Raw genomic sequence first — 22,969 nt, forward strand, 5'->3', positions numbered from 1 at the left:
CCCCGAGCCATGCTCAATACGCTGCGCAAGATCGTCCAGGAAGTTAACTCCGCCAAGGATCTCAAGGCGGCGTTGGGGATTATTGTATTGCGCGTCAAAGAGGCCATGGGCAGCCAGGTCTGCTCGGTCTACCTGCTGGACCCCGAGACCAACCGTTTCGTGCTGATGGCCACCGAGGGCTTGAACAAGCGCTCCATTGGCAAGGTCAGCATGGCCCCCAATGAAGGCCTGGTCGGCCTGGTCGGCACGCGCGAAGAACCCCTGAACCTCGAAAACGCCGCGGATCACCCGCGCTACCGCTACTTTGCCGAAACGGGCGAAGAGCGTTATGCCTCGTTCCTCGGCGCACCGATCATCCACCACCGCCGCGTCGTCGGCGTGTTGGTCATCCAGCAAAAAGAGCGCCGCCAGTTCGACGAAGGTGAAGAAGCCTTCCTCGTGACCATGAGCGCGCAACTGGCCGGCGTTATCGCCCACGCCGAGGCCACCGGCTCGATCAGCGGCCTGGGTCGCCAGGGCAAGGGCATCCAGGAAGCCAAGTTCGTCGGCGTGCCGGGTTCGCCGGGCGCGGCGGTGGGCACGGCCGTGGTCATGTTGCCGCCCGCCGACCTCGACGTGGTGCCGGACAAGACCATCACCGACATCAACGCCGAGCTGGGCCTGTTCAAGACCGCCATCGAAGGCGTGCGTGCCGACATGCGGGCCCTGTCGGCCAAGCTGGCGACGCAGCTGCGCCCTGAAGAGCGCGCGCTGTTCGACGTTTACCTGATGATGCTCGACGATGCCTCCCTGGGCAGCGAAGTGACCACCGTCATCAAGACCGGCCAGTGGGCCCAGGGCGCGCTGCGCCAGGTGGTGACCGACCACGTCAACCGCTTCGAACTGATGGACGATGCCTACCTGCGCGAGCGCGCCTCGGACGTCAAGGACCTTGGCCGCCGGTTGCTGGCCTACTTGCAGCAGGAGCGCCAGCAGACCCTGGTCTACCCCGACAACACCATCCTGGTCAGCGAAGAGCTGACCCCGGCCATGCTCGGCGAAGTGCCCGAAGGCAAGCTGGCGGGGCTGGTCTCGGTATTGGGCTCGGGCAACTCCCACGTGGCGATCCTGGCCCGGGCCATGGGCATTCCGACGGTGATGGGCCTGGTGGACCTGCCGTATTCCAAGGTCGACGGCATCCAGATGATCGTCGATGGCTACCACGGCGAGGTCTACACCAACCCCAGCGACGTGCTGCGCAAGCAGTTTGCCGATGTGGTGGAGGAAGAGAAGCAACTGTCCCTGGGACTGGACGCGCTGCGGGACCTGCCATGCGTGACCCTCGACGGCCACCGCATGCCCTTGTGGGTCAACACCGGCCTGCTGGCCGACGTGGCCCGGGCGCAGAAGCGTGGGGCCGAGGGTGTGGGCCTGTACCGCACCGAAGTGCCGTTCATGATCAACCAGCGCTTCCCCAGCGAAAAGGAACAGCTGGCGATCTACCGCGAACAACTGGCCGCGTTCCACCCGCAACCGGTGACCATGCGCAGCCTGGACATTGGCGGCGACAAGTCCCTGTCCTACTTCCCGATCAAGGAAGACAACCCGTTCCTCGGCTGGCGCGGCATCCGCGTGACGCTCGACCACCCGGAAATCTTCCTGGTCCAGGCCCGCGCCATGCTCAAGGCCAGCGAGGGCCTGAACAACCTGCGCATCCTGTTGCCGATGATCTCCGGCACCCATGAACTGGAAGAAGCCCTGCACCTGATCCACCGGGCCTGGGGCGAAGTGCGCGACGAAGGCACCGACGTGCCGATGCCGCCGGTCGGGGTGATGATCGAGATCCCCGCGGCGGTGTACCAGACCAAGGAACTGGCGCGGCAGGTGGACTTCCTGTCGGTGGGCTCCAACGACCTGACCCAGTACCTGCTGGCCGTGGACCGTAACAACCCACGGGTCGCCGACCTTTACGACTACCTGCACCCGGCGGTGCTGCAAGCCCTGCAGAACGTGGTGCGTGACGCCCATGCCGAAGGCAAGCCGGTGAGCATCTGCGGTGAGATGGCCGGCGACCCGGCGGCCGCGGTGCTGCTGATGGCGATGGGGTTCGACAGCCTGTCGATGAACGCCACCAACCTGCCGAAAGTGAAGTGGATGCTGCGCCAGATCAACCTCAGCAAGGCCCAGGAATTGCTGGCGGAAGTGATGACCATCGACAATCCGCAGGTGATCCACAGCTCCTTGCAACTGGCCCTGAAGAACCTTGGGTTGGCGCGGATGATCAATCCTGCTTCGAACAAGACGCTCTGATCCTGCGGCGCCCCTATCGCGAGCAAGCTCGCTCCCACAGTGGATCTCGGTTGTTCACAAGATTTGTGTTCATTGACGATCGACTGTGGGAGCGAGCTTGCTCGCGATGAGGCCAGCAATGACACAGCAAAACTAAGCCCTGACCTCCACCTCCCCCAAATGCCCCCCATGGGGCCCGAAACTGCGCTCGACCATGTGCCGCGTCCCACCGGCATGGACAATCAGCGCCGTACTCGCCCGCGTCCCGTAGGCCGGGCTGGCAATGAATACGCTCGATAGCAGCATCTCGGTCGCCAGGCCCACGCCCGTGTCTGGCAGTTCCGCCACCGGCGCGGGTTGTGGGTCGTTCAGCAGCGCCAACAAGGCCTGGGGCTGCGGATCGTCCAGCACCTCGCCCAGGGCCGCCCGGGCCTTGAGCAATTTGGGCCATGGCGTGTTCAGCCCAGCGTTCGACAAACCATAGACGCCCTCGGCCAGCCGCTGGGGCTGGGTATCGCGGGCGTTGTAGTGCCACAGCTCGGTGCCATCGCCGAGCAGCAGGTTGAAGCCACCATACTCGTTGGCGCGGGGCACGATTTCGCCGAGGTAATCGGCAATCGACTGCTTCCCGGTCAGGAACCGCGCGACCAGCTCACCGCGCGACTTGAAAGCCGGCAACTGGCCCGGGTCACGGATATTGGTCAGGGCGGCAAAACGACCTTCGGCGCCAATGCCGAGCCAGGTGCCACCGGCTTCGAGATCGCGCCCGGCATGGACATGGGGCGCGTCAGGCCATTGGGCCAGGGGCAAGGTCGGCCGGGCATAGAACTCGTCGCGGTTGGCCGCCACGATCAGCGGTTGGGCGTGGCCGGGTCGCCAGGCAAATACGATCAGGCACATCAGGTCGTCCTGTTAAAAAAATGAACCGAACACTCCGCTTTTGTGGCGAGGGGATTTATCCCCGCCGGGCTGCGAAGCAGCCCCAAAACTATCAAATCAATCAACCTGGCAAATCCGGCTGTCAGGTTTTCAGGGCTGCTTCGCAGCCCAAACGGGGATAAATCCCCTCGCCACAGAGGTTCCGCTCCAAGTCATCTGTAGGTCACTCTACCCACACATCGCCCCGGCATCCATCGCCTTCAGTAGAGCCAGGGGCCCTGGATCCGTTACCATGCCGCTCTTATTTCGGGGATGGGCGGGGAGAGTCTGGTGGAATTTGTGCTCTATCTGCTGCTTGGCGCCTGCGCGGGGGTGCTGGCCGGGCTGTTCGGCGTGGGGGGCGGGATCATCATTGTCCCGGTGCTGGTGTTCAGCTTCACCCTGCAGGGTTTCGATCCGCAGGTGTTGACGCACCTGGCCGTCGGCACGTCCCTGGCATCGATCATCTTCACCTCGATCAATGCCGTGCGCGAACATCAGCGCAAAGGCGCGGTGCGCTGGCCGATTTTCGCCTGGATGACGGTGGGAATCCTGATCGGTGCCGGTTTCGGCGCGATCACCGCCGAAGCGATTTCCGGCCCGCACCTGCAAAAGATCATCGGCGTGTTCGCCCTGATCGTTGCCGTGCAACTGGCCCTGGACGTCAAGCCCAAGGCCAGCCGCACCGTACCGGGCAAGGCCGGGCTGACCGCGGCCGGCACCGTGATCGGCTGGGCCTCGGCGATTTTCGGCATCGGCGGCGGTTCGCTGACCGTGCCGTTCCTGACCTGGCGCAGCGTGCCGATGCAACAAGCGGTCGCGACGTCATCGGCCTGCGGACTGCCCATCGCCGTGGTCAGTGCGTTAAGTTTCATGATCCTGGGCTGGCACGATCCGCTGCTGCCGGCCCATAGTCTCGGTTTTGTGTATTTGCCGGCGCTGCTGGGCATCGCCTTGACCAGCATGGTCTTCGCCCGTTTCGGCGCGCGGCTGGCCCATCGCCTGTCGCCGCGCTTGCTCAAGCGGCTGTTCGCCTCCTTGCTATTCTGCGTGGGCTTGAGTTTTCTGTTCTGACGCAATCCTGGCTTAATCCCGAGGTGGCAGCGTCGCCCGGGCATTTTTGACGTTTACGAGGAATATCAATGCTGCCTTACCCGCAGATCGATCCGGTGGCCCTGGCCATCGGCCCGCTGAAAATCCACTGGTACGGCCTGATGTACCTGATCGGCATCGGCGGCGCCTGGCTGCTGGCGTCGCGCCGGCTCAACCGCTTCGACCCGACCTGGAACAAGGAAAAGCTCTCCGACCTGGTGTTCTGGTTGTCCATGGGCGTGATCGTCGGCGGACGCCTGGGCTACGTGCTGTTCTACGACCTGAGCGCGTATCTGGCCAACCCGACGCTGATCTTCGAAGTCTGGAAGGGCGGCATGTCGTTCCACGGCGGGTTCATCGGCGTGATGCTGGCGGCGTTGTGGTTCGGCAAGCGCAACAACAAGTCGTTTTTCGAGCTGATGGACTTTGTCGCGCCGATGGTGCCGATCGGCCTGGGCGCCGGGCGCATCGGCAACTTCATCAATGCCGAATTGTGGGGCAAACCGACCGACGTGCCGTGGGCGATGATCTTCCCGCCGTTCAGCGATCCGGCGCAATTGCCGCGCCATCCGTCGCAGCTGTACCAGTTCGCCCTCGAAGGCGTGGCATTGTTCCTGATCCTCTGGCTGTTCTCGCGCAAGCCGCGGCCAACCATGGCGGTATCGGGCATGTTCGCGCTGTTCTACGGGATCTTCCGCTTCATCGTTGAATTCGTCCGTGTACCGGATGCCCAGCTCGGCTACCTGGCCTGGAACTGGCTGACCATGGGCCAGTTGCTCTGCCTGCCGATGATCATCGGTGGCCTCGCCTTGATCTGGCTGGCTTATCATCGAGCGCCGGCTGCGGCGGCCAAGGTTTAAAATTCGAACCCCGGGGCGCTGGCCCCGGGTTCAAGGACACAGGTAACCCATGAAGCAATATCTCGATCTGGTGGCCCACGTCATCAAGAACGGCACCAAGCAAGCCAACCGCACCGGTGTGAATACCATCAGCTTCCCCGGCGCCATGCTGCGCTATGACTTGCAGGACGGCTTCCCGGCCATCACCACCCGCAAGATGGCCTTCAAGTCGGCCATCGGCGAAATGTGCGGTTTTCTCCGTGGCGTGAACAATGCCGCCGAGTTCCGCGCCCTGGGCTGCAAGGTCTGGGACCAGAACGCCAACGAAAACGCCCAGTGGCTGGCCAACCCGTTCCGCCAGGGCGACGACGACCTGGGCGAGATCTACGGCGTGCAATGGCGCAAATGGCCGGCCTACAAGCAGGTTCCCCTGAGCAACCCGGCGGCCATCGAGCAGACGCTGGCCCAGGGTTACCGGCAGATCGCCGAAGGCGAAGAGAACGGCCAGGCCTACGTGGTGCTGTACAAGGCCATCGACCAGGTGCGCCAGTGCGTCGACACCATCATCAAGGACCCGGGCAGCCGCCGTATCCTGTTCCACGGCTGGAACTGCGCCCAGCTCGATGAAATGGCCCTGCCGCCGTGCCATCTGCTCTACCAGTTCCACCCGAATGTCGAGACCCGGGAAATCTCCCTGACCCTCTACATCCGCTCCAACGACCTGGGCCTGGGCACGCCGTTCAACCTCACCGAAGGCGCCGCGCTGCTGAGCCTGATCGGTCGCCTGACCGGTTATACACCGCGCTGGTTCACCTATTTCATCGGCGATGCCCACGTCTACGAAAACCACTTGGACATGCTCAACGAACAGCTCACCCGCGAGCCGTTCCCGATGCCCAAGCTGGTGATTTCCGAACGCGTGCCGGCGTTTGCCAAGACCGGTGTGTACCAGCCGGAGTGGCTGGAGTTGGTGGAGCCGGGCGACTTTTCCCTCGAAGGCTACCAGCACCACGCACCGATGACCGCGCCGATGGCGGTCTGAGCCACACCACCCTCCCTGTGGGAGCGAGCTTGCTCGCGATGAGGCCCTTACATTCAACATAGAGGTTGACTGCCAGGCCGCTATCGCGAGCAAGCTCGCTCCCACATTGGATCTCCATGGGGTCAAGATCGGTGGCATGGGCACTCAATGCCCATGACTACGCCCCACATGCGAATGCTCCACCTCCGGCGCCACCGCCCCGCTCACCTCCAACCGCTGCAAGATCCCGCATTGATCCAGGTCCGGCCCTTCGCCACAGCGATGGCGCAGGTCGATCAGTTGCGTCTGCAGGGCCAGCAGGCCATCGATGCGGGCCTTGACGTGCTGGATGTGTTCGTCGATCAGCGCATTAACGCTTTCGCACTGGTCCTGGGGGCTGTCGCGCAGGACCAGGAGGCTGCGGATTTCTTCCAGGGTCATGTCCAGGGTGCGGCAGTTACGGATGAACGTCAGCCGCTCGGCATGGGCCTGGGTGTAGACGCGGTAATTGCCGTCGCTGCGGGCCGGTTCCGGCAGCAGGCCTTCGCGCTCGTAATAGCGGATGGTTTCGACCTGGCAGTCGGTGATTTTCGCCAATTCTCCGATCTTCATGATGCGGCCTCCCAAATAGGTGCTTGACCCTATAGTGGCTACAGGGTCTTTACTGCGCAACAGGCACTTTTCACGGACGTCACCCGATGAGCGATTCCCTTCACACCCACAAACCCGGCCACGGCCATGACCACGGGCATTCCTGCTGCGCCTCGAAAGCGGCGCCAGCGGTGGTCAACCTCGGCAAAACGCCGACGGACGGTGCGCGGCTGAGCAGTTTCCGCATCGAAGCCATGGACTGCCCCACCGAACAGACACTGATCCAGAACAAGCTCGGCAAGCTCGAAGGCGTGCAGCGACTGGAATTCAACCTGATCAACCGGGTGCTGGGCGTGACTCACGATTTGCCCAGCGACGCGCCGATCATCCAGGCCATCGAGTCCTTAGGGATGCAGGCCGACCCGCTGGTCCCGGGCCAGAAACCGGAAACCAACGACCTGCCCGCCCCGGCCAAACCCTGGTGGCCGTTGGCGCTGTCCGGCGTGACGGCCTTGGGCGCCGAGCTGATCCATTTCACCAATGCCGCGCCCAACTGGGTGGTCGCGCTGGTGGCGTTGGTGTCGATCCTCAGCGGTGGCCTGGGCACGTACAAGAAGGGCTGGATCGCCCTGAAGAACCGCAACCTGAACATCAATGCGCTGATGAGCATCGCCGTGACCGGTGCCGTGCTGATCGGCCAATGGCCGGAAGCGGCGATGGTGATGTTCCTGTTCACCGTGGCCGAGCTGATCGAAGCCAAATCCCTCGACCGGGCGCGCAACGCCATCAGTGGCCTGATGCAGATGGCCCCGGAACAGGCCACCGTGCAACAGGCCGATGGCAGCTGGCAGGTGCAAGAGGTCAAGGCCATTGCCCTGGGTGCGCGAGTGCGGTTGCGCCCCGGCGAACGCGTGGGCCTGGACGGTGACGTGGTCGCGGGCCGCTCCACCCTCGACCAGGCACCGATCACCGGCGAAAGCCTGCCGGTGGAAAAAACCGTCGGCGACAAAGTGTTCGCCGGCACCATCAACCAGGCCGGCGAACTGGAATACACCGTGACCGCGGCGGCCGACCAATCCACCCTGGCGCGGATCATCCACGCCGTGGAGCAAGCCCAGGGCGCCCGTGCACCGACCCAACGTTTCGTCGATCAGTTCTCGAAAATCTACACCCCGGCGGTGTTCGCCCTGGCCTTGGCCGTGGCCGTCATCCCGCCGCTGTTCATGGGCGCGGCGTGGTTCGACTGGATCTACCGGGCGCTGGTGCTGCTGGTGGTCGCGTGCCCCTGCGCGCTGGTGATTTCCACGCCCGTGACCATCGTCAGCGGCCTCGCCGCCGCGGCGCGCAAAGGCATCCTGGTCAAGGGCGGCGTGTACCTGGAGGGCGGCTACAAGCTCGACTACCTGGCCTTGGACAAGACCGGCACGATCACCCACGGCAAACCGGTGCAAACCGACTACGTGGCCCTGGACCCGACGGTGCAAAGCACCGCCCCGGCCCTGGCCGCCAGCCTCGCCGCCCGTTCCGACCACCCGGTGTCCCGGGCGATTGCCAATGCGGCGGTGGATAAGCAACTGGCCCCGCAGGTTGTGGATAACTTCGAGGCGCTTGCCGGACGCGGCGTGCGCGGCGACATCGGCGGCCAGACCTATCACTTGGGCAATCACCGCCTGGTAGAAGACCTCGGCCTGTGCTCTCCCGAGCTGGAAGAAAAACTCTTCGCCCTGGAAAAACAAGGCAAGTCGGTGGTGCTGCTGCTCGACGCTACGGGCCCCTTGGCGCTGTTTGCCGTGGCCGACACCGTAAAGGACTCTAGCCGCGAAGCCATCCGGCAATTGCACGACCTGGGCATCAAGACCCTGATGCTCACCGGCGACAACGCCCACACCGCCGAAGCGATTGCCACGCAGGTGGGCATGGATCAGGCGCGGGGCGACTTGTTGCCGGAAGACAAGCTGCAAGCCATTGAGGCGCTGTATGCCCAGGGTCACCGCGTCGGCATGGTCGGCGACGGCATCAACGACGCCCCGGCCCTGGCCCGTTCGGAAATCGGTTTCGCCATGGCGGCGGCCGGCACCGACACGGCCATCGAGACCGCCGACGTCGCGCTGATGGACGATGATCTGCGCAAGATTCCGGCGTTCATTCGCCTGTCGCGGCAGACGTCCAGCATTCTCAAGCAGAACATTGCCCTGGCGTTGGTGATCAAGGCAATTTTCCTTGGGGTCACCTTCGCCGGGCTTGCCACCATGTGGATGGCGGTGTTTGCCGACATGGGGGTGAGTTTGTTGGTGGTGTTCAATGGGTTGCGGTTGTTGCGCATGTAGGAGCTGCCGAAGGCTGCGATCTTTTGATCTTGACTCTTTCGCTTGCGACTCAATTGTCTGGGGAAAGATCGCAGCCTCGCGTTGCTCGTCAGCTCCTACGGAAGCAGCCCTTATGATTTTTGCGGCTCGCGGATCTTGTACCAGGCCACATACAGCGCCGGCAGGAACAGCAGTGTCAGCAGCGTGGCGATGATGATCCCGCCGATCATCGCGTAGGCCATCGGCCCCCAGAACACTTCCCGGGCAATCGGGATCATCCCCAGGCTCGCTGCGGCCGCCGTGAGCAGGATCGGCCGGCGCCGGTGTTCGGTGGCCTCCACCACGGCATCCCAGGGCTCGTAGCCATCACGTTCGTATTCGTCGATCTGGGTCACCAGGATCACCGAGTTACGGATGATGATGCCGATCAAGGCGAGGATCCCGAGGATCGCCACGAAGCCCATGGGCGTGCCCGTCGGCACCAGCGCCAGCACCACGCCGATCAACCCGAGGGGCGCAACGCTCGCCACCAGGAACAGTTTCTGCACGCTGTGCAGCTGGATCATCAGGAAGGTCGCCATCAGAAACAGCATCAGCGGCACGACACTGGCGATCGGCCCTTGGGCCTTGCTGCTTTCTTCCACCGTACCGCCCGTGGCGACCTTGTAACCCACCGGCAGGTCGGCGGCGAACTTGTCGATGTCCGGTTGCAGTTGCTTGACCAGGTCGGTGGGCTGGATCTCGTCGCGCACCGCGGCCTTAATGGTGATGGTCGGCTTGCGGTCACGACGCCACACCAGCGGCTGCTCCAGTTCATAGCGCACCGTGGCAAACGCCAGCAGCGGAATCGAGGTGCCGCCCGGGGTGACGATCTGCAAGTTCTGCAGGGTTTCCGGCGAACCGCGCTCGGCATCTTCAGCGCGGCCGACCACATCGATCAGGTAGATATCGTCGTTGACCTGGGTCACCGGCGAGCCACTGACGATGCTGTTCATCAGCCTGGCCACGTCATCGGAAGACAAGCCCAATTGCCGCGCCTTGTCCTGGGCGATATCAATGCGCAGGACCTTGCCCGGCTCGTTCCAGTCGTAAATGATTTCGCCGATGTGCGAGTTCTTGTCCAGCTCGGTGGCCAGCTCGATGGCGTGCTTGCGCACCTGGTCGACGTCCTTGCCACTGACCCGGTACTGGATCGGACGGCCTACCGGCGGGCCCATTTCCAGGGCCTGCACGTAGCTGCCGATGCCGACGAAATCCTCGCGCAGACGCTTTTGCAGGCGCTCGGTCAGGGCGTTGCGCGACTCCAGGCCCTTGCTGACGATCACCAGTTGCGCGTAGTAGGGGTTCTGCAATTGCTGGTCCAGCGGCAGGTAGAAGCGAATCGCGCCTTCGCCGATGTAGGTGCTCCAGCGCGCGATGTCCGGGTCCCCCTTGAGGGTCGCTTCCAGGCGGTCGACGGCTTTGCGGGTCTCGTCCATCGAGGCATTCTGCGGCAGGTTGAGGTCCACCAGGATTTCCGGTCGGTCCGAGGAGGGGAAGAACTGGTTCTGCACGAAGCGCATGCAAAACACCGCCAGCACGAACAGCAACACCGTGATGCCAATGGCCCACCAACGATTGCGCATCGCCCAAAGCAGGCCGCCGTTGAACGCCCGGCCGATCCGCCCCGGCTCGGCGCTGTGAGGTTTGACGTTGGTGCTGAGAATATGCACGCCGATCACCGGGGCAAACAGCACCGCGACGATCCACGACACCAGCATCGCAACGGCGATGACCGCGAACAGGGTGAAGGTGTACTCACCGGCGGAACTCGCATTCAGGCCAATGGGCACGAAACCGGCGACAGTCACCAGGGTCCCGGTGAGCATCGGGAACGCCGTCGAGGTATAGGCAAAGGTCGCGGCCTGGTCCTTGCTGTCACCTTTTTCCAGGCGCGTGACCATCATCTCCACGGTAATCATCGCGTCGTCCACCAGCAGGCCGAGGGCGATGATCAACGCGCCGAGGGAAATCCGCTGCATGGTGATGCCACTGTATTCCATGAACAGGAAGACCATCGCCAGCACCAGTGGAATCGAACAGGCCACCACCAGGCCGGCCCGTACGCCAAGGCTGATGAAGCTGACGACCAGTACGATGATCACCGCCTCGAACAAGGCGCTGGTAAAGCCGCCGACGGCCTCTTCCACCACCTCGGCCTGGTCCGACACGGTGTGCACGCCAACGCCCACCGGCAGGTCGGCGGTCAGTTCGTTCATGCGCGCATGCAGCGCCTTGCCGAAATCCTGGATGTTGCCACCCTTCTTCATCGCGATGGCCAGGCCAATGGCCGGCGTGCCGTTGAAGCGGAACATCGGTGTGGCGGGGTCGACGTAACCCCGGCTGATGTCGGCGATGTCGGCCAGTCGATAGAACCGGTCATTGAGCCGCAGGTTAACGTTGGCCAGGTCTTTTTCCGACTGGAATTGCCCGGACGTACGCACGGAAATCCGCTCCGGCCCCGCGTCGATCACCCCGGCCGGCGTCACGGCATTCTGCGACTGCAGGCTCTGCACCACCTGGCGCTGATCGATGCCCAGCGCAGCGAGTTTGCGCGTGGAGAAGTTCAGGTACAGCACTTCATCCTGCTCGCCGAGCATTTCCACCTTGCCCAGCCCGGGCACGTCGCGAATCTCGGCGCGCACCTGCTCCACGTAGTCGCGCAACTGGCGCATCGACAGACCGTCCCCGGTGAAGGCGTACACCGAACCGTACACGTCACCGAACTCGTCGTTGAACCCCGGGCCTTGCAGCCCCTGGGGGAAGTCGCCACGAATGTCGTCGATCTTCTTGCGTACCTGGTACCAGATCTCGGGGATATCCTTGGCCCCGGTGGTGTCGAGCAGGTACACGAACACCGTCGATTCGCCCGGACGGGTGTAGCTTTTGACGTAGTCGAGGGAGTCCAGCTCTTCGAGTTTCTTCTCGATGCGGTCGGTGACCTGCTTGAGGGTTTCTTCCTGGGTCGCGCCCGGCCAGCGGGTCTGGATGATCATGGTCTTGATGGTGAACGACGGGTCTTCCTCCCGCCCCAGGTTCATGTACGAGAACACGCCCATCAACAGCGCTACGAACATCAGGTACCAGACGAACGACTGATGCCGCAGGGCCCATTCGGATAAGTTGAAAGGCCCTTTCATCGTGCGTCCTCGTCGAGTTTCACTTTCTGCCCCGGCTTGAGGCTGTTCACGCCGGCGCTGACCACGCGGTCGCCGGCCTTGATACCGTTGGCCACCAGCACCGCGTCATTGGAGCGTTCGAGAATCCGTACTTCGCGGGGGGAGACGGTCTGGTTCTGCGGGTCGATGAGCCAGATGCGCACCTTGCCGTCGATCTCTTGCAGGGCGCTGAGCGGCAGCTCGATACGCGGTTCGATGGTCGAGCTCAGGGTCACGCTGATGGCCGTGCCCAGGCGAAAACCTGGCGGTGTGTCGTTCAGCGTCAGGCGCGCGCGGCGGGTGCGGGTAGCGCTCTGGGCCTGGGGTTCGATCTCGCGCACGATGGCGCTGGTGTGGACAGTCGGGTCCAATTGCGCCGCGACCTCGAACACCACGTCCGCGGGCAGGCGCTCGACCAGCCCGGCCGGCAGGTCGATCACCGCTTCCTTGACGTCCGGGCGGGCCAGGGTCACCACTTGTTGGCCGGCGGTGACCACCTGCCCGGCTTCGGCATTCCAGGCAGTGACGATGGCGTCGTGGTCGGTACGCAGCTCGCTGTAATTGAGCTGGTCGCGGGCCTGCTCCACCGAGGCCCGGGCCTGTTCGAGAGAGGCGCCGGTGGTTTTCAGATCGGTCTGGGCGATGTCCAGTTGCGCCTGGGCCCCGACGCCACGGTCGAACAATTGCTGCTGGCGACGGGCATTGGCCTGGGCATTGATGTACTGCGCCTCGATCCGCGCCAGGTCGCCTTCGGCGGCGCGCAACTGGTTCTGCTGGTCGGTGGGGTCGAGCGTGGCGAGCAGGTCGCCCTTCTTCACTTCGGCACCGACATCGACATTGCGGCTGGCGATGCGGCCTGGCACGCGGAACCCCACGTTGCTCTCGTATCGCGCCTGGATATTCCCGGCGAACCGCCCGAGTGCCTGCTGATCCAGGGCCCGGACCTCAACGGACAACACCGGGCGCACCGGTTCGGGCGGCGCTTCTTCCTTGGAGCAGGCGGCCAGCAACAGGCCGGCCGAGATCATCCACAAACGCTTCATGGCTGGGCTCCCGGGGTGGTTTTTCCATAGGTGTCTTCAGCGATCTCGACGCCTACCCCGGGGTGCAGCAACTGCCCGCCTGCGGTGACGACTTTCTCACCGCCCTTGAGGCCGTCGCTGATGATGACCTTGCCGGTCAGGTAGCGGCCGACCGTCACCGTTTGCAACTGCGCCTTGCCTTCGCCATCCACCAGCCATACGGCCGGCTCACTGAGGTTCTTGGTCAGGGCCGACCAAGGCAGCTCGAAGGCGGTCTTGCCGGCGGACTTGGCGGTGGCGCTGACCACCGACCCCAGGCGCATGCCTTCGGGCAGATCATTGAGGGTGACCTTGACCTGCACGGTGCCGGTCTGGGCAGACACCGCCGGGGTGATTTCGCGCACCGTACCGGTGGTCTTGATGGCGGGGTCATCCAGCAGACTGATGGTGATTGCAGGGTCCGACGGCGGTTCGCTCAACAGCGATTCGTAGACGTTGAACACCGCGTCGCGCTCGCCGTCCCGGGCCAGGCTGAAGATCGGCTCCGTGGCCTGCACCACCTGGCCGACTTCCGCCTGGCGCGCGGTGATGATGCCCGGTGCCTCGGCAATCAGCGCGGTGTAGCTCAGTTGCTCACGGGCGTTGGCCAATTGGGCCTGGGCGGCGGCCAGCGCACTCTGGCTGCTGCGCAGTTGAGCCTGGGCCGCGTCGTATTCGCTCTGGCTGGTGTAGCCCTTGGGCAGGAGTTTCTGCTGGCGTACGAACGCCGCGGCACTCTGCTTGACCCGCGCCTGCTCGGCGGCCACCTGGGCCTCGGCGGAATCGACGTTGGTCTGCAGGTCCCGGGGATCGAGCCTGGCCAGCACTTGCCGGGCCGAGACCCGGTCACCGACATCGGCCTTGCGCTCGATGATCTTGCCGCCCACACGAAACGACAGATCGGCCTGCACCCGCGCCTGGACATCGCCGGTCAGGGTCACCGAGGCTGCGTATTCACTGGGCACGGCTTGCTGCACGAAAACCCGTGGCAGGGCTTTTTCTTCGGGCTTCTTATCACCGCACCCCGTCAACAATGCACACACGCCCAAACCAATAACCCATTTGATTCCGGGACCAGTCATGCAGACTCCTTTGCGTTGTACGGACGTACCAGTGACGATACGACTGTGAGCTTAGAACAGGGTTCCGCGAATACAATGGGTGCAGCAAATCAGGCAAACTGATCGCCTCCTGTAGGAGCTGTCGAGCGAAGCGAGGTTGCGATCTTTCCCCTGACGGTTGAATCTCAAGCGAAAGATCAAAAGATCGCAGCCTCGCTTCGCTCGACAGCTCCTACGAACCCATGCAGCAGGAGTCTGCTCATGCTCAAGACATTGGCGGTGGCCAACTACCGTTCGGTCAATAAATTGGTCATTCCTCTGGGCCGGCTGAACCTGATCACCGGCCCCAACGGCAGCGGCAAATCCAATCTGTACCGCGCCCTGCGCCTGCTGGCCGAGACGGCCCAGGGTGGGGTGGTCAACGCCCTGGCCCGTGAAGGCGGACTCGACTCGACCTTCTGGGCCGGCCCGGAGGAAATCAGCCGCCGCATGCGCAACGGCGAGGTGCCGGTCCAGGCGATAGTGCGCCAAGGCACCAAGCGCCTGCGCCTGGGTTTCGCCGGGGAAGACTTCAGCTATTCGATCGCCCTGGGCTTGCCGGAGCCCAGTCGTTCAGCGTTCTCACTGGACCCTGAAATCAAGCGCGAATGCATCTGGGCCGGCCCGGTGTTTCGGCCCGCCAGCCTGCTGGTGGACCGCAACGGGCCGATGATCCGTGCCCGCGAAGGCCGCTCCTGGGATGTGCTGGCCCAGCACACGCCCACCTTCGACAGCCTGTTCGACCAGGTCGGCAGCCTGCGCACTTCGCCGGAGGTCCTGCAGATGCGCGAGTTCATTCGTCGCTGGCGCTTTTATGACCACTTTCGCAGCGACGCCGACGCCCCGGTGCGCCAACCGCAACTGGGCACCCGCACGCCGGTGCTGCACCACGACGGACGCGACCTGGCCGCCGCCCTGCAGACCATCCTTGAAATCGGCGAAGACGAAGCCCTGCATGCCGCCATCGGCGACGCGTTCCCCGGTGCCCGCCTGAACATCGAGAAACTGCAAGGCGGACGTTTCGCCATCGCGTTTCAACAACATGGCCTGCTGCGGCCGCTGTCCGCCGCCGAACTGTCGGACGGGACCCTGCGCTACCTGTTGCTGGTGGCCGCCCTGCTCACCCCTCGACCGCCTTCGCTGATGGTGCTCAACGAACCGGAAACCAGCCTGCACCCGGACCTGTTGCCGGCCCTGGCGCGGTTGATCATCCGCGCCTCGGCAAATTGCCAGGTCTGGGTCGTGTCCCACGCCACGCGCCTGATCGCCGCCCTGGAACAGGATGAGCAATGCAATTGCATCGTGTTGGAGAAAGACCTTGGACAGACCGGGATCGTCGGGCAGCGGGCGTTGGATGAGCCGGCGTGGCACTGGCCGGATTGAGTGGCGCCTGTAAACCGGATCGCGAGCAAGCTCGCTCCCACATACAATTTCCCCTGTGGGAGCGAGCTTGCTCGCGAAGGCGCTCTGAAGGCCTACACAACTCTCAGAGAATCACCCCTGCCATTTGCCACTCTCGACAATCACACTCTCCGGCTTGGTGTCATCGCTCAGTTCCTTGCGCACGTATTGGTCGTACAGCTTGAGCAAATACTTCTCTTCACCCAGCTTCGCCAACTCGGCATTGACCCAATCACGCAACTCGATATTGCCCTTCTTCACCGCCGGTGCAATCGGCGCTTCGGCGCCCAGTGTCTGCTCCAGCACGCGATAGCCGGGGTTCTGCTTGGCCCAACTGAACAGCACCAGATTGTCCTGGGCATAGGCATCGCCACGCCCGTTGGCCAGGGCTTGCAAGGACTCGGAATTTTTCTCGAACTTGAGCAGCTTCCAGTCCGGGTGATTTTTGGTCAGCCAGATGTCCGCCGTGGTGCCGGTGGTGACGATGGTGGTGCGGCTCGCCAGGTCATCGAGGCTTTTCACCGCGCTGGCGTGTGGCACCAGCGCCTGCACCGCGACTTTCAGGTTCGGGTTGGTGAATTCCACCGCTTCCTTGCGCTCCGGGGTCACCGTCATGTTGGCCAGGATCAGGTCGACCTTGTCACTTTGCAGGAACGGAATCCGGCTCGCCGGTTCGACCGCGACGAACTCGACCTTGTTTTCATCGCCGAGCAGGTCCTTGGCGAATCGACGACCGATGTCGGTATCGAAGCCGACATAACGCCCCGCCTCATCGACGAAGCCAAACGGTGGCTTGTCGGTGAAGACGCCGACGATCAATTTGTCCCGCGCCTTGATTTTGTCCAGGTAGCTGGTCGACGCGGCGCTTGGGCTGGCAACGTTCGGCTTCGGCGGTTCTTCGGTTTTATTGCAGCCGGCCAGCAAAGCGGCGGCGAGCAACGGCAGTAGCAGCAGAGAAGACTTGGCAGTTTTCATGACAGTTCCAGTTCCTTTGTTTGAGTCGTTTTGGGTAGTGCGGCGACGTAGGAGAACTTCTCCAGGAACTGCTGCGCTCGTGCGGTTTGCGGGTTCGTAAAGAAAATCTCGGGAGGGTTTTGTTCAAGGATCCGCCCGGCGTCCATGAACACGATGCGGTCAGCCACGGCGCGGGCGAAGGCCATTTCATGGGTGACGATCAACAACGTCATGCCTTCGCGGGCCAGGCCCTGGATGACGTCCAGCACTTCCTTGACCATTTCCGGATCAAGGGCGGCGGTGACCTCATCGAACAACATGACCTTGGGGTTCATGCACAGCGAACGCACGATGGCGATGCGTTGCTGCTGGCCGCCGGAGAGCTGGCGGGGAAAAGCATCGCGCTTGTCCAGCAGCCCCACCCGCGCCAGCAAGGCTTCGGCCTGGCCACGCGCTTCGCGGCGGTCGCGCTTTTGCACTTTGACCGGGCCGAGCAGCAGGTTATCGAGCACGCTCATGTGCGGGAACAGGTGATAGCTCTGGAACACCATGCCGATCTGCTGCCGCACTTCGCGCCAGTCGGTGCCCTTGTCCAGCAACTGGCGACCGGCGAATGCCAAGCTGCCGCTGTGGGCCACTTCCAGCCCGTTGAGACAACGCAGCAAAGTACTTTTGCCGCAACCACTGGGGCCGAGGATGACGATCACTTCGCCCGACTGCACTTGCAGGTCGATGCCATCGAGCACCTGCTGTTCGCCGAAAAACTTGTTGAAACCCTTGAACTCGATCAATGCGCTCATGCTTGCGTCCAGCGCCGCTCCAGCACGCGGGAGGCGGCCGAAAGCGGGTAGCAGATAAAAAAGAAAAACAGGAACAGCGCGCCGTAGATCAACACGGACTCGTAGGTGCGCTCGATGATCTGCTGGCCGACCTTGATCACGTCCACCACGCCGATCAGCACGGCCAGGGAACTGGTCTTGATGATGCGCGTGTAGACGTTGATGGTCGGCGGCGTCATGCGTCTGAGCGCTTGCGGCAACAGCACATGGCCGTAGAGTTGCGGACCGTTCAGGCCAATGGACAAGCCCGCCTCGCGCTGGCCGCGCGGCAGCGAATGCAATGCACCGCGTACCACTTCACCCACCTCACTGGTCCCCCACAACGACAACACCAGGACCGCGCACCAAAAGCTTGGAAGGCTCAGGCCGAAAAAAATCGGCAGGCCGAAGAACAGCAGGTACAACCAGACCAGCACCGGGATCGCCCGGAACAACTCCAGGTAGACCCGCAGAACGACATCCACGCCTTTGACGCCCAACGTCCGCAACACCCCATAAAGCACGCCGCCCACGGTGCTGAGGGCGATGCCCAGGAAGGAAATCGACAAGGTTTGCGCGGCGCCCTTGCCCAGTTGCGGCAACGACACCCATAGCAACTCAAGACCCGAACTGGCCATGCTGGAGCCTCCTTTCCAGGCGGCTGAGCAGCAGCGACAGTGGCAAGAACAGCAGCACGCAAATCAGCGTCAGCACGGCGAGCATTTCGTAGGTCTTGTAATAGAGCGCGATGTAGCTTTTGGTGGTGTAGAGAAGCTCCGGCACCGCCACGGCCGAGACCACGGTGGTCTCCTTGAGCAGGAAAATGAAATTGGCGAACAGCGACGGCAGGCTGAGGATCCCGGCCTGCGGCAGGATCACGTAGCGCAGCAACTGCCCGTGGGACAGGCCGATGGAACGGCCGGATTCCAATTGCGCCTGGGGCACCGCGTCCACGCCCGCACGCAGCACTTCCGTGAGATAGGCACCGCCGAGGAACGTCATGGTGATGATCGCCGCCGCAAACCCCGACACCTTGATGCCCAGCGCCGGCAAGGCGAAGTAGACGAAGAACAACTGGATAAGCAGCGGCGTGTTGCGGGCCAGCTCCACATACAGGCCCACCAGGCGTTGCAGGTAAGGCGTGCGCGACACCAGGATCGTTGCGTTCACGAGCGCCACCAGCAGTGAGGTGGCGATGGCAATAAGGCCAACTTGCAGCGTCACACCCACGGCCTTGAGAAACGCCGGGAGAGTGCTGAGGATAAAAGCGTAATCGAAGTTCATTGAACATCCTGGACGCCACTCGGTAAGCGGCGGTCGTGCAGTCCATGGGCAGCGGATAGCTGCTCGGCAGGCACTGACTTTAATGGCATAAGAACTTCAATTTAAATACCGTTAAAGCATATTGATAGCACGCAAAAAACTATCCCCGAATTTGCCGCGAAGAACAAAGACGACTATTTTCCTTGCGCCGCAGGGAGGATCTTTTTTCGCCATCTCCCTCACCATTACAAGGAAGAAAACATGGCTGACATAAAAGTGCCGCAGCGACTGGAACCGCAGGACATAGTGAAATTGTTGATGGCGTTGCGCAGGGCGTTGAAGAGTGGGGCGGCCTGATCCAATCCCTGTGGGAGCGCCTGTGGGAGCGAGCCTGCTCGCGATAGCGGCCCGTCAGTCACCTCAGTGCTTATTGATGAACCGCCATCGCGAGCAAGCTCCCATAGTAAAAAACGCCGACGCTGTACCAGCCGTCGGCGTTTGAAACCATGAAAGGGTTGACCGCGCGAATCAGAACGCCGGCAGTACCGCGCCGCTGTATTTCTTCTCGATGAACGCCTTCACTTCAGGGCTGGTCAAGGCCTTGGCCAGTTTCTGGATGGCCGGGCTGTCCTTATTGTCCGGACGGGCCACCAGGAAGTTGACGTAAGGCGAATCCGAACCTTCGATCACCAGGGCATCCTTGGCCGGGTTAAGACCCGCTTCCAAGGCATAGTTGGTGTTGATCAGGTCCAGGTCGACCTGGTCCAGCACCCGCGGCAGCATGGCCGATTCCAGTTCCTTGAACTTGAAGTTGTGCGGGTTCTTGGCGATGTCTTTCGGCGTCGCCAAAGCGTTTTTCGGGTCTTTCAACTCGATCAGGCCAGCCTTCTGCAACAGGATCAGCGCACGGCCGCTGTTGCTGCCTTCGTTGGGCAGCGCGATGGTCGCGCCGTCTGGCAGGTCAGCCAGCTTCTTGTACTTCTTCGAGTAGCCACCGAACGGTTCGACGTGAACACCGATCACGGTCACCAGGTTCGTGCCTTTGCCTTCGTTGAAGTTCTTCAAGTACGGCAGGGTCTGGAAGTAGTTGGCGTCCAGGCGTTTCTGGTCAACTTGCACGTTGGGTTGGACGTAGTCGGTGAAGACCTTGATTTCCAGGTCCACGCCTTCCTTGGCCAGGGTTGGCTTGATCAGCTCGAGGATTTCAGCGTGGGGCACCGGCGTAGCGGCCACGACCAGTTTCTCCGCGGCCTGGGCCAGGCCCGACGCCAGGGCTGCCGCCAATGCGGTGAACAACAGAACCTTTTTCATGCAGTGTCCTTATCGAAAATCACAGTCGTCATGGACGACGGCTAAATGAGGGTGTGCCAGTGAAGTGCTATCGCTGGCGTGATGCGGACAATACCGATATTTTTTATTCCTTAACAATATCTTTTGTTCAAGTTCATATTCATTTTGCTCATATACAAAACACCGTTCTTGTGGCGAGGGGATTTATCCCCGCTGGGGCGCGAAGCGGCCCTAAATGCCGGCGCCCGGTGTGTCAGGCAGACTGAGTTGATAGGGGCTGCTCCGCAGCCCAGCGGGGATAAATCCCCTCGCCACGAGTTCCAGTATTTTCTACAGCGTTTGGTCCAGTCGATCGAGCAGCACCTTGAGGGCTTCGCGCTCGGCTTGCGAACCTTGGGCAATGACCTGCGCCACCTGCTGATCAATCAGCTCCAGGGCTGAAGGTTGGGAAGGCAGATTCAAGTGTTCCGGCAAAATCTCATCTCCCGTACTCACCAGCAATGCGAAGTGAATGACGTTTTCCAACTCGCGGGTGTTGCCCGGCCAACTGTGCCGCTCGAGGGCGGACTGCGCCGCTTCACTGATCAGCGGCACGGCCAGGCCGAGTCGCTGGCTGTAGATGCCCAGGAAGTATTCGGCCAGGGACAGGATATCGCCCACCCGTTCACGCAGGGCCGGCAGTTCCAGCTGGCCTTCGCCCAGGTAGTGGTAGAGCCGTTCGTGGAATTTCCCGGCCGCCACCGCTTGCGCCAGGTCGATGCTGGTGGCCGCGACCAGGCGGACATCCACCGGGCTGGGCTGGTGCGCGCCGACACGGGTGACTTCGTGGTTCTCCAGGGCCGCCAGCAACTTGATCTGGATCGGCAGCGGCAAATCGCCGATTTCATCCAGGTAGAGGGTGCCGCCGTTGGCCGAACCGAACCAACCGGCCCGGCTGCTGGCCGAGCCGCTGTAGCTGCCGGCGGCATAACCGAACAGTTCGGCGTCGGCGTAGGTCGGGCTGATGGCGCCGCAGTTGACCGACACAAACAATCCGCCGCGATCGCTTTCGCGATGGATATGCCGGGCCAGCAGTTCCTTGCCGCTACCGGTTTCGCCGCGTATCAGCACCGAGATCGCACGAGGCGCCAGTTGCTCCAACTCCTGGCGCAACTGCCGTGAACGGGGGTCGACAAACACCAGCGCCTTGGCGCGAATGCTCAGGGGGCTTTTTTCCGCATCGGGAAAGGTCAGCAAGGGCTGACCGAAGGTTTCATGCAAACTCATGGCAGGCTCCCGCCCCAGGCCGCCGGGAGACGGGGGGCGCTAAAAATTCAGGCGCGACGCAGGGCGTGATGCTCCATGCGGTTTTGCAGACGATAGAGATAAGCGAAACCCTGCTCCCAACGCTGGTGGCCGGACTTCACATTGATATGCCCCGCTCCGGCCAGGATTCCGGCCTCGGCCCCCCAGTTGCGCGCCAGTTCCAGGGCGCGTGGGGCGCTCACGGCGTCGTCGTTATCGGAGCTGACCACTTGGCTTGGGAACGGCAACAGATCGCTGGGTATCGGCGCGAAGTTGCGCAGCGCCGGGACGCAGGCTGGCCGCTCGACATCCGCCGGCGCCACCAGCAACGCTCCACGCACCTGCCGCAAAAACTGCACCGGCGCGGTGGCGGCCCAATGGGCCACCGTGATGCAACCCAGGCTATGGGCAATCAGGATCACCGGGGTGCTGTCGGCGGCCACGGCCTCGGCCAGCGCCGCGACCCAGTCTTCACGCCGAGGCGTCACCCAGTCGGCCTGCTCGACCCTGGCACTGTTGGGCAGGCTGTTCTGCCAGTGGGTTTGCCAATGATTTTCCGGCGATCCTTGCCAGCCCGGCACAATCAGGTAGCGAATCGATTCGTTGCGCATGGGTGCTCTCCTGCGTGTCTGTTCCCGGACGAGTATAGGGAGGAGAGCTATATTATTTAAGGAATAAGAAGCTATTTGTTAATACTTAAAATGAATAACAGGTTGACCCTTGTGGGAGCGAGCTCGCTCGCGATAGCGAACGGTCAGTCGACATTGATGTAACAGACATACCGCTATCGCGAGCAAGCTCGCTCCCACAGGTCTCTCAGGCAGGTCGCTCGCTACGCCCCTTGCGCAACAACACATCCAACTGGTCTATCACTTCCGCCCAGTCCGCATCCTCGAGGATTTCCTCGCGCAGCATTTGCCGCTGGCCTTCATTCCAGAAAAACGCATCGGCCAGGTGCAACCCGGGCTTGAGGGGTGAATGCGTGGCGATGAACTGATCAATGCCAATGGCGTCATCGGGCAAGCCCAACTGCTTGAACAATGCGCGAAGGGTGTGGATCGGCGGTTCCATAGGGGGCTCCTGGACATGAATGGATGACGGGGTCGCTCCTGGGCAGTCTAGCCCCTCGCCGACCGCCAGGGACGGCGGAGTTGTCGCCCAACAAGGCTTGATGCGTTACCGACAATGCACGCACTGCCCACTGTGGGAGCAAGGCTGAACTGGCCTAATGATTTTGGACACTTCAATCGGGCGCTATGATGGCGCCCAAATCTGAGGTGTTTTTGGTTATGCGTAAATCTTACTCCAGTGAGTTCAAACTCAAAGCGGCCAGCATGGTGCTGGACGAGGGACAGTCGGTTCCCGAAGTCTGCGCCAGCCTGGATATTGGGCCCACGGCGCTTCGCCGCTGGGTCGATCAGGTTCGCAAGGAACGCTTGGGTTCGACCCCGGTGGGTGCCAAGGCGATTACCGCTGATCAGCGTGAAATTCAGCAGCTCAAAGCGTTGCTCAGGCAAAAAGACCTGGACATTGAAATCCTAAAAAAGGCCAGTGCTCTCCTGCTTT

Annotated in this window: 20 protein-coding genes; 7 read left to right on the top strand and 13 right to left on the bottom strand. The window is 62.6% G+C overall.

Annotation, left to right across the window (positions count from 1 at the left end):
- Window positions 1–9 precede the first annotated feature (9 nt).
- The gene (ptsP, locus tag BLQ55_RS08305) at window positions 10–2,289 is read left to right on the top strand and encodes a phosphoenolpyruvate--protein phosphotransferase (protein ID WP_053180992.1); all 2,280 of its coding nucleotides are present in this window, start codon (window positions 10–12) and stop codon (window positions 2,287–2,289) included.
- Between the two features lie 132 nt (window positions 2,290–2,421).
- On the opposite strand, the gene BLQ55_RS08310 is transcribed toward ptsP, so the two are convergent.
- Window positions 2,422–3,168 carry an NRDE family protein gene (locus BLQ55_RS08310; protein WP_092253320.1) on the bottom strand — a complete coding sequence of 249 codons (747 nt, stop codon included), beginning with the start codon at window positions 3,166–3,168 and terminating at the stop codon, window positions 2,422–2,424.
- 309 nt (window positions 3,169–3,477) lie between these two features.
- On the opposite strand from BLQ55_RS08310, the gene BLQ55_RS08315 reads away from it, so the two are divergent.
- The 3 genes from BLQ55_RS08315 (at window position 3,478) to BLQ55_RS08325 (ending at window position 6,159) form a co-directional block, all read left to right on the top strand.
- Window positions 3,478–4,260 (top strand): sulfite exporter TauE/SafE family protein, encoded by a 783-nt coding sequence (locus BLQ55_RS08315; protein WP_092253360.1) that lies wholly within the window; start codon window positions 3,478–3,480, stop codon window positions 4,258–4,260.
- Between the two features lie 68 nt (window positions 4,261–4,328).
- Complete coding sequence (gene lgt, locus BLQ55_RS08320) at window positions 4,329–5,138, top strand: prolipoprotein diacylglyceryl transferase (RefSeq protein WP_053214828.1); 810 nt, start codon at window positions 4,329–4,331, stop codon at window positions 5,136–5,138.
- Between the two features lie 49 nt (window positions 5,139–5,187).
- Window positions 5,188–6,159: a thymidylate synthase gene (locus BLQ55_RS08325; protein ID WP_092253322.1), complete on the top strand. Its 972-nt coding sequence runs from the start codon at window positions 5,188–5,190 to the stop codon at window positions 6,157–6,159.
- A 144-nt stretch (window positions 6,160–6,303) separates the two neighbouring features.
- Here BLQ55_RS08325 and cadR read toward each other — a convergent pair whose 3' ends face one another.
- Window positions 6,304–6,750 carry a Cd(II)/Pb(II)-responsive transcriptional regulator gene (gene cadR, locus BLQ55_RS08330; protein WP_092201336.1) on the bottom strand — a complete coding sequence of 149 codons (447 nt, stop codon included), beginning with the start codon at window positions 6,748–6,750 and terminating at the stop codon, window positions 6,304–6,306.
- A gap of 86 nt (window positions 6,751–6,836) precedes the next feature.
- On the opposite strand from cadR, the gene BLQ55_RS08335 reads away from it, so the two are divergent.
- Complete coding sequence (locus tag BLQ55_RS08335) at window positions 6,837–9,056, top strand: heavy metal translocating P-type ATPase (protein ID WP_092253324.1); 2,220 nt, start codon at window positions 6,837–6,839, stop codon at window positions 9,054–9,056.
- Window positions 9,057–9,166: 110 nt separating this feature from the next.
- Here the strand turns inward: BLQ55_RS08335 and BLQ55_RS08340 are convergent, their stop codons facing one another.
- Genes BLQ55_RS08340 through BLQ55_RS08350 form a run of 3 tightly spaced genes read right to left on the bottom strand, consistent with a single transcriptional unit; the run spans window position 9,167 to window position 14,375 of the window.
- Complete coding sequence (locus tag BLQ55_RS08340) at window positions 9,167–12,214, bottom strand: efflux RND transporter permease subunit (protein ID WP_092253326.1); 3,048 nt, start codon at window positions 12,212–12,214, stop codon at window positions 9,167–9,169.
- The gene (locus BLQ55_RS08345; protein WP_092253328.1) at window positions 12,211–13,275 is read right to left on the bottom strand and encodes an efflux RND transporter periplasmic adaptor subunit; all 1,065 of its coding nucleotides are present in this window, start codon (window positions 13,273–13,275) and stop codon (window positions 12,211–12,213) included. The genes BLQ55_RS08340 and BLQ55_RS08345 overlap by 4 nt, the downstream gene beginning before the upstream one ends.
- Window positions 13,272–14,375: an efflux RND transporter periplasmic adaptor subunit gene (locus BLQ55_RS08350; protein ID WP_092201344.1), complete on the bottom strand. Its 1,104-nt coding sequence runs from the start codon at window positions 14,373–14,375 to the stop codon at window positions 13,272–13,274. Before BLQ55_RS08350 ends, BLQ55_RS08345 begins: the two co-directional genes overlap by 4 nt.
- A 240-nt stretch (window positions 14,376–14,615) precedes the next feature.
- Here BLQ55_RS08350 and BLQ55_RS08355 point away from each other — a divergent pair, with 240 nt between their 5' ends.
- On the top strand, window positions 14,616–15,776 hold the full coding sequence (locus tag BLQ55_RS08355; RefSeq protein WP_092253330.1) for an AAA family ATPase: 1,161 nt from the start codon (window positions 14,616–14,618) through the stop codon (window positions 15,774–15,776).
- Between the two features lie 111 nt (window positions 15,777–15,887).
- Here the strand turns inward: BLQ55_RS08355 and BLQ55_RS08360 are convergent, their stop codons facing one another.
- From BLQ55_RS08360 to BLQ55_RS08395, 8 genes are all read right to left on the bottom strand, one after another.
- On the bottom strand, window positions 15,888–16,769 hold the full coding sequence (locus BLQ55_RS08360; RefSeq protein WP_092253332.1) for a transporter substrate-binding domain-containing protein: 882 nt from the start codon (window positions 16,767–16,769) through the stop codon (window positions 15,888–15,890).
- Window positions 16,766–17,548, bottom strand: a complete 783-nt coding sequence (locus tag BLQ55_RS08365; protein WP_092201348.1) for an amino acid ABC transporter ATP-binding protein — start codon at window positions 17,546–17,548, stop codon at window positions 16,766–16,768. The genes BLQ55_RS08360 and BLQ55_RS08365 overlap by 4 nt, the downstream gene beginning before the upstream one ends.
- Window positions 17,545–18,204, bottom strand: a complete 660-nt coding sequence (locus BLQ55_RS08370) for an amino acid ABC transporter permease (RefSeq protein WP_092253334.1) — start codon at window positions 18,202–18,204, stop codon at window positions 17,545–17,547. Before BLQ55_RS08370 ends, BLQ55_RS08365 begins: the two co-directional genes overlap by 4 nt.
- Window positions 18,185–18,850 (bottom strand): amino acid ABC transporter permease, encoded by a 666-nt coding sequence (locus BLQ55_RS08375; protein ID WP_092253336.1) that lies wholly within the window; start codon window positions 18,848–18,850, stop codon window positions 18,185–18,187. The genes BLQ55_RS08370 and BLQ55_RS08375 overlap by 20 nt, the downstream gene beginning before the upstream one ends.
- A gap of 507 nt (window positions 18,851–19,357) precedes the next feature.
- A complete protein-coding gene (locus BLQ55_RS08380; protein WP_092253338.1) occupies window positions 19,358–20,140 on the bottom strand; it encodes a MetQ/NlpA family ABC transporter substrate-binding protein in 783 nt (260 codons plus the stop codon).
- A gap of 309 nt (window positions 20,141–20,449) precedes the next feature.
- Complete coding sequence (locus BLQ55_RS08385; protein WP_092253340.1) at window positions 20,450–21,385, bottom strand: sigma 54-interacting transcriptional regulator; 936 nt, start codon at window positions 21,383–21,385, stop codon at window positions 20,450–20,452.
- Window positions 21,386–21,432: 47 nt separating this feature from the next.
- Window positions 21,433–22,014: an alpha/beta hydrolase gene (locus tag BLQ55_RS08390; protein ID WP_060739717.1), complete on the bottom strand. Its 582-nt coding sequence runs from the start codon at window positions 22,012–22,014 to the stop codon at window positions 21,433–21,435.
- Window positions 22,015–22,219: 205 nt separating this feature from the next.
- Window positions 22,220–22,474 (bottom strand): DUF2789 domain-containing protein, encoded by a 255-nt coding sequence (locus BLQ55_RS08395; protein WP_092201358.1) that lies wholly within the window; start codon window positions 22,472–22,474, stop codon window positions 22,220–22,222.
- Between the two features lie 188 nt (window positions 22,475–22,662).
- Here BLQ55_RS08395 and BLQ55_RS08400 point away from each other — a divergent pair.
- On the top strand, window positions 22,663–22,969 hold a 307-nt coding region (locus BLQ55_RS08400; protein ID WP_256326551.1), incomplete at its 3' end, for a transposase.

The sequence above is a fragment of the Pseudomonas sp. NFACC13-1 genome (assembly GCF_900104425.1).
GTDB lineage: Bacteria > Pseudomonadota > Gammaproteobacteria > Pseudomonadales > Pseudomonadaceae > Aquipseudomonas > Aquipseudomonas fluorescens_AA.

Excerpts from the sequence above, each read along its gene's own strand:
- ptsP (WP_053180992.1), top strand. The coding sequence starts at position 10 with ATGCTCAATACGCTGCGCAAGATCGTCCAGGAAGTTAACTCCGCCAAG.
- BLQ55_RS08310 (WP_092253320.1), bottom strand. The coding sequence starts at position 3,168 with ATGTGCCTGATCGTATTTGCCTGGCGACCCGGCCACGCCCAACCGCTG.
- lgt (WP_053214828.1), top strand. The coding sequence starts at position 4,329 with ATGCTGCCTTACCCGCAGATCGATCCGGTGGCCCTGGCCATCGGCCCG.
- BLQ55_RS08325 (WP_092253322.1), top strand. The coding sequence starts at position 5,188 with ATGAAGCAATATCTCGATCTGGTGGCCCACGTCATCAAGAACGGCACC.
- cadR (WP_092201336.1), bottom strand. The coding sequence starts at position 6,750 with ATGAAGATCGGAGAATTGGCGAAAATCACCGACTGCCAGGTCGAAACC.
- BLQ55_RS08335 (WP_092253324.1), top strand. The coding sequence starts at position 6,837 with ATGAGCGATTCCCTTCACACCCACAAACCCGGCCACGGCCATGACCAC.
- BLQ55_RS08340 (WP_092253326.1), bottom strand. The coding sequence starts at position 12,214 with ATGAAAGGGCCTTTCAACTTATCCGAATGGGCCCTGCGGCATCAGTCG.
- BLQ55_RS08345 (WP_092253328.1), bottom strand. The coding sequence starts at position 13,275 with ATGAAGCGTTTGTGGATGATCTCGGCCGGCCTGTTGCTGGCCGCCTGC.
- BLQ55_RS08350 (WP_092201344.1), bottom strand. The coding sequence starts at position 14,375 with ATGACTGGTCCCGGAATCAAATGGGTTATTGGTTTGGGCGTGTGTGCA.
- BLQ55_RS08355 (WP_092253330.1), top strand. The coding sequence starts at position 14,616 with ATGCTCAAGACATTGGCGGTGGCCAACTACCGTTCGGTCAATAAATTG.
- BLQ55_RS08360 (WP_092253332.1), bottom strand. The coding sequence starts at position 16,769 with ATGAAAACTGCCAAGTCTTCTCTGCTGCTACTGCCGTTGCTCGCCGCC.
- BLQ55_RS08365 (WP_092201348.1), bottom strand. The coding sequence starts at position 17,548 with ATGAGCGCATTGATCGAGTTCAAGGGTTTCAACAAGTTTTTCGGCGAA.
- BLQ55_RS08370 (WP_092253334.1), bottom strand. The coding sequence starts at position 18,204 with ATGGCCAGTTCGGGTCTTGAGTTGCTATGGGTGTCGTTGCCGCAACTG.
- BLQ55_RS08375 (WP_092253336.1), bottom strand. The coding sequence starts at position 18,850 with ATGAACTTCGATTACGCTTTTATCCTCAGCACTCTCCCGGCGTTTCTC.
- BLQ55_RS08380 (WP_092253338.1), bottom strand. The coding sequence starts at position 20,140 with ATGAAAAAGGTTCTGTTGTTCACCGCATTGGCGGCAGCCCTGGCGTCG.
- BLQ55_RS08385 (WP_092253340.1), bottom strand. The coding sequence starts at position 21,385 with ATGAGTTTGCATGAAACCTTCGGTCAGCCCTTGCTGACCTTTCCCGAT.
- BLQ55_RS08390 (WP_060739717.1), bottom strand. The coding sequence starts at position 22,014 with ATGCGCAACGAATCGATTCGCTACCTGATTGTGCCGGGCTGGCAAGGA.
- BLQ55_RS08395 (WP_092201358.1), bottom strand. The coding sequence starts at position 22,474 with ATGGAACCGCCGATCCACACCCTTCGCGCATTGTTCAAGCAGTTGGGC.